The sequence below is a fragment of the Streptomyces sp. NPDC093801 genome (assembly GCF_040701585.1).
In the GTDB taxonomy this organism is placed as follows: Bacteria; Actinomycetota; Actinomycetes; order Streptomycetales; family Streptomycetaceae; genus Streptomyces.
Genome location: NZ_JBFBDP010000021.1, coordinates 77225 through 89231, shown reverse-complemented (window position 1 = coordinate 89231; position 12007 = coordinate 77225). Strand labels below are relative to the sequence as shown.

The 12007-nt window shown below is 73.9% G+C and carries 11 protein-coding genes; 5 read left to right on the top strand and 6 right to left on the bottom strand.

All coding sequences use genetic code 11. From position 1 onward, the window contains the following. Positions 1–53: 53 nt before the first annotated feature. The 5 genes from AB0469_RS24390 to AB0469_RS24370 all read left to right on the top strand — a co-directional run bounded on the left by AB0469_RS24390 (position 54) and on the right by AB0469_RS24370 (position 5212). The gene (locus AB0469_RS24390) at positions 54–395 is read left to right on the top strand and encodes a nuclear transport factor 2 family protein (protein WP_042814425.1); all 342 of its coding nucleotides are present in this window, start codon (positions 54–56) and stop codon (positions 393–395) included. 83 nt (positions 396–478) lie between these two features. After that, entirely contained in the window at positions 479–1123 is a 645-nt protein-coding gene (locus AB0469_RS24385) for a TMEM175 family protein (protein ID WP_366453558.1), read from the top strand. Between the two features lie 73 nt (positions 1124–1196). Continuing rightward, the gene (locus AB0469_RS24380) at positions 1197–2489 is read left to right on the top strand and encodes a transposase (RefSeq protein ID WP_366453557.1); all 1293 of its coding nucleotides are present in this window, start codon (positions 1197–1199) and stop codon (positions 2487–2489) included. Then, positions 2489–3631, top strand: coding sequence for an XdhC/CoxI family protein (locus tag AB0469_RS24375; RefSeq protein WP_366453556.1), 1143 nt, complete (start codon positions 2489–2491; stop codon positions 3629–3631). The genes AB0469_RS24380 and AB0469_RS24375 overlap by 1 nt, the downstream gene beginning before the upstream one ends. Before the next feature lie 138 nt (positions 3632–3769). Beyond that, the gene (locus AB0469_RS24370; protein ID WP_366453555.1) at positions 3770–5212 is read left to right on the top strand and encodes a GuaB1 family IMP dehydrogenase-related protein; all 1443 of its coding nucleotides are present in this window, start codon (positions 3770–3772) and stop codon (positions 5210–5212) included. Here the strand turns inward: AB0469_RS24370 and AB0469_RS24365 are convergent. The 6 genes from AB0469_RS24365 to AB0469_RS24340 form a co-directional block, all read right to left on the bottom strand. Continuing rightward, positions 5209–6477, bottom strand: coding sequence for a histidine kinase (locus AB0469_RS24365; RefSeq protein ID WP_366453653.1), 1269 nt, complete (start codon positions 6475–6477; stop codon positions 5209–5211). The two genes, AB0469_RS24370 and AB0469_RS24365, sit on opposite strands and share 4 nt — an antisense overlap. Next, a complete protein-coding gene (locus AB0469_RS24360) occupies positions 6474–8210 on the bottom strand; it encodes a cation acetate symporter (RefSeq protein WP_366453554.1) in 1737 nt (578 codons plus the stop codon). The genes AB0469_RS24365 and AB0469_RS24360 overlap by 4 nt, the downstream gene beginning before the upstream one ends. 101 nt (positions 8211–8311) lie before the next feature. Beyond that, on the bottom strand, positions 8312–8587 hold the full coding sequence (locus tag AB0469_RS24355; RefSeq protein ID WP_366453553.1) for a hypothetical protein: 276 nt from the start codon (positions 8585–8587) through the stop codon (positions 8312–8314). Positions 8588–8819: 232 nt separating this feature from the next. Further along, positions 8820–9638 carry a LytTR family DNA-binding domain-containing protein gene (locus AB0469_RS24350; RefSeq protein ID WP_366453552.1) on the bottom strand — a complete coding sequence of 273 codons (819 nt, stop codon included), beginning with the start codon at positions 9636–9638 and terminating at the stop codon, positions 8820–8822. A gap of 129 nt (positions 9639–9767) precedes the next feature. Beyond that, positions 9768–10715: an SCO0930 family lipoprotein gene (locus AB0469_RS24345; protein WP_366453652.1), complete on the bottom strand. Its 948-nt coding sequence runs from the start codon at positions 10713–10715 to the stop codon at positions 9768–9770. 127 nt (positions 10716–10842) lie between these two features. Beyond that, entirely contained in the window at positions 10843–11856 is a 1014-nt protein-coding gene (locus AB0469_RS24340; protein ID WP_366453551.1) for a GDSL-type esterase/lipase family protein, read from the bottom strand. Positions 11857–12007 lie beyond the last annotated feature (151 nt).

Genomic DNA, 12007 nt, shown 5'->3' with positions numbered 1-12007 from the left:
GCGATCCGTCACCCCGCGAGCCGTCACCCACTCCCACCGAAAGGAAGTCGAACATGGCCAAGTACGACATCTCCGCGCTGCACCCGGTCTTCGTCCGCCAGATGGACGCCCTGGCCGCCCTGGACATCGAGGCGGTGATGAAGAACTACACCGAGGACGCCGTCCTGCTCCGTTTCGAGGGGGCGTCGGTGGGCATCGAGGCCGTTCGGGAGACGTTCACCGGATATCTCACCCTGAAGCCCGCGCTCGTCGAACTCCAGGAGTACATCGAGACCGAGGACACCATCTTCTACCGGGCGATCATGAACCTGAACGGCGCTCCGGAGCACGCGTTCGGGACGCTCGTCGTCCGCGATGGCCGGATCTGGCGCCAGACGGCCGGCTTCGGCAGCTGACCGCCCTTTCGTGGGTAGCGTGCACGGGGAGGGCGGAGGCGGCGCCCTCCCCGTGCACGTGAGGGAATCGTGAAGGGGAGGCCATGGAGCAGGAAACCAACCGGGTGGAGGCGTTCAGCGACGGCGTATTCGCCATCGTGATCACCATTCTGGTGCTGGAGTTAAAGGTTCCGGAAGAGCAGGGGTCGGCCCTGTGGCACGGACTCTGGGAGCAATGGCCGCACTATGCCGCGTATCTGGTGAGTTTCCTCATCATCGGCGTGATGTGGGTGAACCACCACACGATCTTCAGTCATCTCAAGCGGGTCGACCGGCCCCTGTTGTTCCTGAATCTCATGGTGCTGATGGTGGTTTCGGTGATTCCCTACACCACCAACATCCTCGCCGAGCACCTCACGGACGGGGATTCGGCCAATGTCGCGGCGATCCTGTACAGCATGTGGACCGTCGTGTACGCCCTCGCCTTCCTGGCCTTCTGGTGGTACGTGACCAAGGTCGGCCACCTCTTCCACGAGGCGGTGGACAAGGACGGTGCGCGGGCCACCCGTGTCCGATTCGGACTGGGGGCCGTCGCGTACCCCTTGACGGTGATTCTGTCCTTCTTCTCCGCACCTCTCACACTCGTCGCACACTTCCTGATCGCCCTCTACTACGCCGCGAACCAGATCCCCATCCCGCTCGTGGTAGAAGAAGAGCGGCTCGAATCTGGCAGCGACCTCAGGAAGTAGCCGCAGGGCCCTACGGCCGTTCTCGGCGGTCAAGTAGGGTCAAGGTCTGGTCTGGTCGCGGGGGAGGCTCCAGATGGTTCGCGCAGTACTGCCGGAAGATTCCGCAACGGAAATCTCCGAATTGATCGACGAATTGATCTCGCTATTCTTCGAGTCTTTACCGCGGCGGGACCAGCGAAACTGGGCCCGCGTTTATCTCAATGGTCTGGTGCGGACCAGCGGGAAGAAAACGATCCGCAACATCGCCGGAACGGGGGCCAGTTCCGTCGAACAGAGCCTCCAGCAGTTCATCAGCAAGTCCCCGTGGGACTGGACCCCGGTACGGCGGTCCCTCGCCCAGCACCTCGAACGCACGGCGCAGCGCCCGCTGGCCTGGGTGGTCCAGCCCATGGTCATCGAGAAGGCCGGTGACCGCTCCGTCGGTGTCGGCCGGCAGTTCGTGCCCCAGCTCGGCCGCACCGCCAACTGCCAGCAGGCCGGGGGGATCTGGCTCGCCTCCAGCGAGGCCAGCTTCCCCGTCGAGTGGACCCTCACCCTGCCCGGCCCCTGGACCAGCGAACTGCTGCGCCGCCGCCGGGCCGGCATCCCCGACACGGCCCGCTCGCAGACGCCCGCGCTGGACGCCGTGCACGCCGTCCAGCGCATGGCCGCGAGCTGGCAGCTCCAGCGCCGCCCGGTCGTCATGGAGGTCTCCAACTCCGACCTCCCCCAGGTCCTGGAGGCCTTCGCCCTCCAGGACATCCCCTTCGTCCTCAAGGTCGACGGCTCCCTGCCCGTCTCCTTCGGCGGTGCGGGCCGCCACAAGCCCGGCCCGTACACCGCGCCGGCCCGCGAGCTGATCGACTCGCTCCGCTCCCAGCGCCGCGTCGTCGAATGGACCCGGCACGGCCGTTCCGAGGGAGCGGTCACCCTGCTCACCTCGGCCCACATCCTCGCCACCCCCGCCGAGGACCGGCCCGCCGCCGCCCCACCCGCCCCCCTGCTCCTGATGGGCGCCTGGACCGAGGCCTCCCTGCTGCCCTCCGAGTTCTGGATCACCAACATCGGGGACCGGCCGCTCGCCCAGCTCTTCCTGCTCGCCAAGCTCACCGACCGGGTCGCCCTGGACTTCACCGAGACCTGCGAACCCGTCGGCATCCGCGACTTCGAGGGCCGCTCCTTCCGCGGCTGGCACCACCACGCCACCCTCGCCAGCGTCGCCCACGCGGCCCGGCTCCTCGGCACCGGCGGGCGGACCCCCGACCCGGTGTCCCTCGCCTCGCCCGCCCGCTACCCGGGCGGCCACGCCACCGGCCGGCCCCCCGCCGTCCTGCCGCCGCGCCCCCTGATCCCCGGCCAGTCCGCGCGCCGCGCGTACATCCGCTGATGCTCGACATCGCCGGACCGCTGCGCGGCTGGTGCGCAGAACGCCGCGAGTTCGCGCTGGCCACCGTGGTCGCCGTCAGCGGCAGCGCGCCGCGGGGGCCGGGCGCCTCCCTGGCCGTGGACGCCGGCGGCACCGCGCTCGGCTCCCTCTCCGGGGGCTGCGTGGAGTCCGCCGTCCACGAGCTCTGCCTGGACGCCATCGCCTCGGGCCGCGGCGGCGTCCACCGCTTCGGCTACAGCGACGACGACGCCTTCGCGGTGGGTCTGACCTGCGGCGGGGTCCTGGACGTGCTGGTCACCCCGGTGCGCGACCAGGACCCCGTCCGGCCCGTCCTCGGCTCGGTGCTCGACGCCGCCGCCGGCGGGGGCCGGGCCGCGCTGGCCCGGGTGGTCTGCGGACCGCCCCGCCAGCTCGGCCGGGCCCTGGCCGTCCACGCCGACGGCTCCTGGGAGGGCGGGCTCAGCGGCGGCGCAGCGCTCGACCGGGCCGCCGCCGACCGGGTCCGGGCCCTGCTGCTCGCCGGGCGCACCGGCACCGCGGAGCTGGGCACCGCCGGCGGGCTGTGCGGCGAGCCCCTCACCCTGCTGGTGGAATCCGCCGCCACACCGCCCCGGATGATCGTCTACGGGGCCGTCGACTTCGCCTCCGCCCTGGTCCGGATGGGAGCCTTCCTGGGGCACCGGGTCACCGTCTGTGACGCCCGGCCCGTCTTCGCGACCCCCGAGCGCTTCCCCGGAGCCGACGAGGTGGTCGTGGACTGGCCGCACCGGCACCTGGCCGCGGAACGCGACGCCGGGCGCCTGGACGGCCGCACGGCCGTGTGCGTCCTGACCCACGACGCCAGGTTCGACGTACCCGTCCTCACCCTGGCGCTGCGGCTCCCGCTCGCCTACGTCGGGGCCATGGGCTCGCGCCGCACCCACGCCGAGCGGACCGAACGGCTGCGGGCCGAGGGGGTGACCGAGGCCGAGCTGGCCCGGCTCAGATCGCCCATCGGCCTCGACCTGGGAGGACGCACTCCCGAGGAGACGGCCGTCGCCATCGCCGCCGAGCTCACCGCCGTCCGCCACGGGGCCACCGCGGCACCGCTGACCGGCGGCCTGAGCCCCCTGCACCGCCCCTTCGGGACCATCGGCTCGTAGGAAACGACCACACGGCTCGGAATGTCCTGGACGATCGGCCCGGGCCGTGTGAACGGCGGGCCGTGGGAGAATGAAGTACGTGCGTTTCCTCGGCTGCCTTCTGTCGAGGTACCTCCGATCGACTGGGATGTTCAGCACGTGCGTTTCCTCAATGACCTGAAGCCGCCGTACGACCTGACGTACGACGATGTGTTCATGGTGCCGAGCCGCTCCGCGGTCGGCTCCCGCCAGGGCGTGGACCTCTCCTCGCCCGACGGCACCGGCACCACCATTCCGCTCGTGGTGGCCAACATGACCGCCATCGCGGGCCGGCGCATGGCCGAGACCGTCGCCCGCCGCGGTGGAATCGTCGTCATCCCGCAGGACATCCCGATCGAGGTCGTCACCGACGTCATCTCCTGGGTCAAGACCCGCCACCTCGTGCTCGACACCCCGATCACGCTGGCGCCCACCCAGACCGTCGCCGACGCGCTGTCCCTGCTGCCCAAGCGCGCCCACGGCGCCGGCGTCGTCGTCGACGCCGACCACCGCCCCGTCGGCGTGGTCACCGACCACGACCTCACCGGCGTGGACCGCTTCACCCAGCTCTCCGAGGTCATGTCGAAGGAGCTGCTGCTCATCGACGCCGACATCGACCCCCGCGAGGCCTTCAACCAGCTCGACGCCGGCCACCGCAAGCTGGCCCCGGCCGTCGACGAGGACGGCAGGCTCGTCGGCATCCTGACCCGCAAGGGCGCCCTGCGCGCGACCCTGTACAGCCCGGCCACCGACGCCGACGGCAAGCTGCGCATCGCCGCCGCCGTCGGCATCAACGGCGACTTCGTGGGCAAGGCCAAGCAGCTCCTCGACGCCGGCGTGGACACGCTCGTCATCGACACGGCCCACGGCCACCAGGAGTCGATGATCAACGCGATCAAGGCCGTCCGCGCGCTGGACCCGAAGGTCCCGATCGTGGCCGGCAACATCGTCGCCGCCGAGGGCGTCAAGGACCTCATCGACGCCGGTGCCGACATCATCAAGGTCGGCGTGGGCCCCGGCGCCATGTGTACCACCCGCATGATGACCGGCGTCGGCCGCCCGCAGTTCTCCGCGGTGCTGGAGTGCGCCGCCGAGGCGAAGAAGTACGGCAAGCACGTCTGGGCCGACGGCGGCGTCCGCCACCCGCGCGACGTGGCCATGGCCCTCGCCGCCGGCGCCTCCAACGTGATGATCGGCTCCTGGTTCGCCGGCACGTACGAGTCCCCGGGCGACCTCCAGCAGTCGGCCGAGGGCCGCCTGTACAAGGAGTCCTTCGGCATGGCCTCCGCCCGCGCCGTGCGCAACCGCACCTCGGAGGAGTCGGCCTACGACCGCGCCCGCAAGGCGCTGTTCGAGGAGGGCATCTCCACCTCCCGCATGTTCCTCGACCCGCAGCGCCCGGGCGTCGAGGACCTGATCGACTCGATCATCGCCGGTGTCCGCTCCTCCTGCACCTACGCGGGCGCGGCCTCCCTGGCCGAGTTCGAGGAGAAGGCCGTCGTCGGCATCCAGTCCGCCGCCGGCTACGCCGAGGGCAAGCCGCTCCACGCCAGCTGGAGCTAGTCCTCCCGCACCTGTGACGACGCCCCGCCCCCCGCCGGACCGGCAGGGGGGCGGGGCGCCGCCGTGTGGACGCCCGCCCGGTACTTGGGGATCCGGACCGTGATCTTCATGCCGGCGCCCACGCCCGTCTCGACGACCAGGCCGTAGTCGTCCCCGTACACCTGCCGCATCCGCTCGTCCACGTTCGGCAGCCCGATGCCCGGGGAGGAGCCCGCCCGGTCCCCGGCCAGGATCCGGCGCAGCCGGGCCGGGTCCATGCCCACCCCGTTGTCCTCGATCGTCAGCACCGCCTCCGCGCCCGCGTCCCGGGCCGCGATGGTGATCCGGCACTCCCCGGCGGAGTCCTCCACCCCGTGCTTGACGGCGTTCTCCACCAGTGGCTGGAGGCACAGGAACGGCAGCGCCACCGGCAGCACCTCCGGCGCCACCTGCAGGGTCACCTTCAGCCGGTCCCCGAACCGGGCCCCGGCCAGGGCCAGATAGCGTTCGATCGAACGCAGCTCCTCCGCCAGCGTGGTGAACTCCCCGTGCCGGCGGAAGGAGTAGCGGGTGAAGTCCGCGAACTCCAGCAGCAGCTCCCGCGCCCGCTCCGGATCGGTCCGCACGAACGAGGCGATCGCCGCGAGGGAGTTGAAGATGAAGTGCGGGGAGATCTGCGCCCGCAGCGCCTTGATCTCCGCCTCCATCAGCCGGGTCCGCGCCCGGTCCAGCTCCGACAGCTCCAGCTGGACGGAGACCCAGCGCGCCACCTCCGTCGCCGCCCGCACCAGCACCGCCGACTCCCGCGACCCGTAGGCGACCAGCGCCCCCAGCAGCCCGTCCTCACCGGTCAGCGGGGCGAACACCGCCCACTTCAGGGGGCAGCCCGGCCGCTGGCACTCCGTCCGCACGCTCTGGCTGCGCCCCGACTCCAGCATCACCGCCACCCGGGCCATCGCCCGCCGCTGGTGGTGGTCGGCGCCCGGCCCGTCCCAGGCCAGCACCGCCTCGCGGTCCGTCAGGCACAGCGCCTCCGTGCCCAGCAGCGAACGCAGCCGCCGGGCGGCCTTGCGGGCCGCGTCCGGGGTCAGCCCGGCGCGCAGCGGGGGAGCGGCCAGCGAGGCGGTGTGCAGGGTGTGGAACGTCGCCCGCTCCACCGGGGTCCCCAGGTCCAGCCCCGCGGCGCGCTCCCCGCGCCGGGCGTGCCGGTGGCCGCCCGCCCAGCCCAGGGCGAGCAGCAGGAGCGCCCCCGTCACCACGAGCACCCCGAGCGCCGCCCCGGTCACCACGCGCCCCGCCCGGCGGCCCGTGCCCCGGCCACGTCCTCGGGCAGGTGCAGCCGCGCCAGCGCCGCCGCCGTCCCGGCCGGCACCCGCGACCGGGTGGCCAGCGACACCAGCACCATCGTCAGGAACCCCAGCGGCACGGACCACACGGCCGGCCAGGCCAGCAGCGCGTGCGCCCACCCCGCCGGAACCCGCCCGCTGCGCGTGGCCACCACCGCGCCCAGCGCCGCCCCGCCGCCGGTGAGCAGCCCGGCCACCGCACCCGGCGGAGTCAGCCCGCGCCACCAGATGCCGAGCACCAGCAGCGGGCAGAAGGAGGACGCCGACACCGCGAAGGCCAGCCCGACCGCGTCCGCGACCGGCACCCTCGCGGTGACGAACCCGCCCGCCAGCGGCACCGCCATGGCCACCGCCACGGCGAGCCGGAAGCTGCCCACCCCGCGCCGGGGCAGCACGTCCTGGTGCAGCACCCCGGCCACCGCCATGGTCAGCCCCGAGGCGGTCGACAGGAACGCCGCGAAGGCGCCCCCGGCCAGCAGCGCCCCCAGCAGGTCGCCGAGCAGCCCGCCCAGCATCCGTTCCGGCAGCACCAGCACCGCCGCGTCCGCGTCCCCGGTCAGCGCCAGCTCGGGCGCGTAGATCCGGCCCAGCGCCCCGTACACCTGCGGCAGCAGGTAGAAGACCCCGAGCAGGCCCAGGACCACCAGGGTGGTGCGGCGGGCGGCCCGGCCGTCGGGGCTGGTGTAGAAGCGCACCGCGACGTGCGGCAGCCCCATGGTCCCGAGGAAGGTGGCCAGGATCAGCCCGTACGTGGCGTACAGCCGGTGCCCGCCGTCGCCCCCGGACAGCGGCTGCGACCAGCCCGGCGTGTCCGTGACGGTCCCGGCACGGGAGTCCGGGACGGCCGAGCCGGCGGTGAACTCCAGCCGGGTGCGGGCCTGGACGGAATGCCGGCCGGCCGTCAGCGTCAGCGGCGCCTCCCGGTAGGCGCGCCCGTCCACCCGGCCCGTCACCTTCAGCTCCAGCGGCTCGCGCACGGACAGCCGGACGTCCTTCGCGACGGTGACGGCGGTGTGCTCGCGGAAGACGGCCGGGGCGTCGAAGGAGGCCCGGGGCGCGCCGTCGGCCGTCCAGGCGGCGATCAGGAAGAAGGCCGGCACCAGCAGGGCGGTGAGTTTGAGCCAGTACTGGAAGGCCTGCACGAAGGTGATGCTGCGCATCCCGCCCGCCGCCACGGCCGCCGTGACCACGCCGGCGACGACCAGGCCGCCCACCCACTGCGGGGCCCCGGTCAGCACCTCCAGCGTCAGCCCGGCCCCCTGGAGCTGCGGCAGCAGGTACAGCCAGCCGACGCCGAGCACGAACAGCACCGCGATCCGCCGCACCGCCCGGGACCGGAGCCGGTCCTCGGCGAAGTCCGGCAGCGTGTAGGCGCCCGAGCGGCGCAGCGGCGCCGCGACGAACACCAGCAGGACCAGGTACCCGGCGGTGTACCCCACGGGGTACCAGAGCATCTCGGGCCCCTGGAGCAGCACCAGCCCGGCGACCCCGAGGAAGGAGGCGGCGGAGAGGTACTCCCCGCCGATGGCGGCCGCGTTCAGCCGCGGGCCGACCGTGCGCGAGGCGACGTAGAAGTCGGAGGTGGTCCGCGATATCCGCAGCCCGAGCGCGCCGACCAGCACCGTGACCAGGACGACGACGGTGACCGCGGTCAGCGCGTACGTCTGGTTCAACAGGGGTCCTTCGGCCGGGGCGGGGGTCTTGGGAGTCTACGCAGCGCCCGCCCCCCGGAACAGGCGTGTTCCGGCCCCCCGACCTGGCCGGGGACGCGGCGTCAGAACGCCGGGTCGCGGTGTTCCGTGCAGTCGCGCAGGGCGATCTCCAGCTCCACGTACGACTCCTCGGCCCGGCGGAAGGCCAGGGTCAGGGCCGCCTCCGCGCTCGGGGACAGCTGCTCGCGGGTGCCCTCGCGGGCCTCGTACAGCACGTCCGCCCAGCGGGCGGCCGCGCTCCGCAGCCGGGCGAGCAGCGCCTCGGCCTCCGCGGGCCCGGAGGCCCGGGTGCGGGGCAGTCCGGTCAGCGCCTCCAGCAGCGTCTCGATCTCGGACATCTCGTTCCTCCCGGAGCCGGAAGATCACACGATAAGGCCGCCCCGGAGGCGGCGGGCCGCCGTGTCCCGCCCCTGCGGCCGACGGGCCCGGCGGATCGCCGTACGCCCCTCCCCGAGCGACGAACGGCGCTCCGGCACGCCGGACGGTCGCCCGGGAGCGGGCGCACGAGCCGGTCGCACGGACGGGCGCACGGACGGGTCCACGGCCGCGGGCACAGGCCTGGCGGGAGGGTCAGCCGGTGGCCTGGCGCATCAGGAGGTCGCGGAGCTGGCGGGCGTGACGCCGGCTCACCTGGAGTTCGGCCGAGCCGACCCGGACGCTCGTGGTGCCCGCGTCCACACGGAGTTCGTCGATCCGGCCCAGCGCCACCAGATGGCGCCGGTGGATGCGGACGAATCCGCGGGCCGCCCAGCGCTCCTCCAGGGTGGACAGCGGGATCCGCACCAGGTGGCTGCCCCCGTCGGTGTGCAGCCGGGCGTAGTCGCCCTGGGCCTCGACGTACGCGATGTCCGCGATGGCCACGAACCGGGTGACCCCGCCCAGTTCGACGGCGATCTGCTCGGGCGCCCGCTCGGCGCCGGCCGCCCCGGGGGCGTCCCGCCGGGCGGGGACGGCCGGGGGCGGCGCGGGGGGTGCGGGCTCCCCCGGCCCGTCCGGGCCGCCGAGCAGGGCCCGGGCCCGGCGCACCGCCTCGGCCAGCCGCTCCGGCCGCACGGGCTTGAGCACGTAGTCCACCGCCTTGAGGTCGAAGGCCTGGACGGCGAAGCCCTCGTGCGCGGTGACGAACACGATCAGCGGGGGCCGCGCGAACCCGGCCAGCAGCCGGGCGATGTCCAGCCCGGTCAGGCCGGCCATCTGGATGTCCAGGAAGACCACGTCGATGGCGTCGGGCCCGTCGGGTCCGCTCTCCACCGCCCGCGTGATCCGGCGCAGCGCCTCGGTGGCGTCCGAGGCGCCCTCCGCGCTGAGCACCCGGTCGTCGGAGCGCAGCAGGTAGAGGAGTTCCTCCAGCAGGGGCTTCTCGTCGTCGACGGCCAGTACGCGCAGCATGGGCCGAGTCTAGGCAAGGCACCGGCGCCGGAAAACGGTGCGCGACCCCCGCCCGGGGGGAGGAGGGCGGGGGCCGCGCGGCCGGTGCGTGGGGGAGGTGAGGGACCGGCGGCCGGTCCCGCCGGGGGGCTACGGGGCGGTGGTGATGAGCTTGCCGTCGGGGGCGACGGCGTACCAGGTGCCGCCCGCGCCCTGCCCGTTGGTGTCGCCGGGCTTCTTGTCGCCGGTGAAGGTGTAGACGGGCCAGCAGTTGACGGTCTGCTGCTTCTTGCCGTCGGGGCGGTCGAGGACCAGGTAGTTCTTCTCGACGATCCCTTCGCCGCGCTCCGCCGGCGGGACGACGGGCCACTTGGCCAGGCACTCGCCGGTGCACTTGGAGACCATCGGCCAGGCGGTGTCGGGCTTGAAGCGGTAGACGGTCATGCCGTTGCCGTCGACGACGTGGTCGCCCAGCTTGGCGTCCTTGGCCACCGTCAGGCCCCCGGCGGCCTGCCCGGCTCCGGCGGGGGCGGGGGAGGCGGCGGGGGCGGCGGCCTTCGCGGCCTTCTTGCCGTCGGGGGCGAGGGCGAACCAGGTGCCTCCCACGCCCTGGCCGTTCAGGTCGCCGGCCTTGGTGTCCTTGGCGTAGCGGTAGGCGGGCCAGCCGGCCACCGTCAGCTGCTTGCTGCCGTCCTTGCGGACCACCTCGCCCAGCAGGGCCGGGTCCATGCCGGCCGCGGCGCTCGCGTCGCCGGCCGGGACCACCGGCCAGGCCTTGGCGCAGTCCCCGTCGCAGTTGGAGGCCGGCGGCTTGGCGGTGTCCTTGTCGAAGCGGTACAGGGTGAAGCCGGCGGCGTCGGTCAGCACCGGCCCGAGCCGGTCGGTGGTCGAGACCGTGAGCGCGCCCCCGGGCTTGGCGCCCGCGTCCCCGGCGGCCTTGTCGCCGGCGTAGGGGTCGGCGGCGGGAGCTGCGGCGGCGGCCCCTGCCGGCTTCGCCGCGTCGGCCTTGTAGGCCTTGTCGTCCCCGTTGCAGGCGGTCGCCGCCAGCACGACGACGACCGCGACCGCGGCCAGGGTGGTTCCGCGCTTGATGCCCATGCTGTTCTCTCCCACGTGTGGTGTCCGCCGGGTCCGGGTCCTGCTCGTCGCCGGAACCCGTCAACTCGTGCGGAACACGGCGCCGGGGGAGCGTCCTGTTCAGCGGGAGCGGTGTGGGGTGTTTCACTCACCGGCCGTCGAACCCGGCCCGGCGCAGGGCCGTGACCACAGCGAGGCCCAGGGCCCGGTGTCCGGCGTCGTCGGGGTGCAGTCCGTCCGCGAGGTGCTCGGGCCCCAGCAGGTCCCGGCCCGGCAGCAGGGCGAGCCGCCCGTCCCCGGCGGCGATCCGGTCCCGGGCGGCCCGCTCCATGGCGTCGCGCAGGGCGCCCAGGGTGGCGCCGAGCCGGTTCGGGGTGCGCTCGGCGTCCGGGCGCAGCACGGGGGAGACCAGCAGCAGCGGGGTCCGGGGGTGGCCCTGGCGGACCAGGTCGAGGAAGACGCGGGTGGTCTCGTACAGCAGGGAGGCGGTGTAGGGGACGCGGGTCCAGCAGTTGGTGCCGAAGGCGAGGGTGAGGACGTCCGCGGGGAGGGCGGCGAGCTGCTCGGCGGTGGCCAGCTCCCCGCGCGCGGCGCCCGCGTACCCGAGGTTCACGGTGTCCCAGCCGAGCGCCCGCCCGGCGACCGCGGGCCAGCCGTGGGCGGGCCGGGTGGACCACCAGCCCTCGGTGATCGAGTCGCCGTGCACCACCCAGCGCGGGGCGGGCGGGGCGGGTGCGAGGGTTCCGCCGACCCCGCGCAGCCCCAGGACCAGCGGGGACTGCGCTTCGGGCGGGTGGACGGTGTAGGGCCCGGGCCCGCCCGGCAGGCCGATGCGCACGACGGCCTCCGCGGCGGGGTCGGTGAAGACCTCGCGGACCATCCCGTGGCGGTCCCAGAGGGAGAAGCCGTGCGCGAGGTCGCGCAGGGCGTCGGTGGGGCCGGGGACGGCGGCCCGGTAGCGGACCTCCACCGCGTGCGCCCCGCGGGCGAGGAACTCCAGGCGGACCCCTATCGGCAGGGTGGCCCGCTCGCCGGTGTCCCACGGCAGGCGCTCGGTGTCGGCCGGGTCGGCCCGTACGGGCCGGTCCCCGTCCACCCAGGCGACCCCGCGCAGGAAGGGGCCCGGGTCGAGCCAGGCCGTGGCCGTGCGGTCTGCGTCCATGGCGGCACGCTGCGGCAATTCTGACGGACTGTCAAGAACGGAGATCGGGGGAGGCCGCGCACTGATCGATCATCCGCATGCAACAAAGGACCATCCAGGACAGATCCGCGCAACGATCGTGCGCCAATGTGCAAGGATGGTGCATTACGGG

Bases quoted from the DNA above. Each gene is read 5' to 3' on its own strand.
- AB0469_RS24390 (WP_042814425.1), top strand. From the start codon at position 54: ATGGCCAAGTACGACATCTCCGCGCTGCACCCGGTCTTCGTCCGCCAG.
- AB0469_RS24385 (WP_366453558.1), top strand. From the start codon at position 479: ATGGAGCAGGAAACCAACCGGGTGGAGGCGTTCAGCGACGGCGTATTC.
- AB0469_RS24380 (WP_366453557.1), top strand. From the start codon at position 1,197: ATGGTTCGCGCAGTACTGCCGGAAGATTCCGCAACGGAAATCTCCGAA.
- AB0469_RS24375 (WP_366453556.1), top strand. From the start codon at position 2,489: ATGCTCGACATCGCCGGACCGCTGCGCGGCTGGTGCGCAGAACGCCGC.
- AB0469_RS24355 (WP_366453553.1), bottom strand. From the start codon at position 8,587: ATGTCCGAGATCGAGACGCTGCTGGAGGCGCTGACCGGACTGCCCCGC.
- AB0469_RS24350 (WP_366453552.1), bottom strand. From the start codon at position 9,638: ATGCTGCGCGTACTGGCCGTCGACGACGAGAAGCCCCTGCTGGAGGAA.
- AB0469_RS24345 (WP_366453652.1), bottom strand. From the start codon at position 10,715: ATGGGCATCAAGCGCGGAACCACCCTGGCCGCGGTCGCGGTCGTCGTC.
- AB0469_RS24340 (WP_366453551.1), bottom strand. From the start codon at position 11,856: ATGGACGCAGACCGCACGGCCACGGCCTGGCTCGACCCGGGCCCCTTC.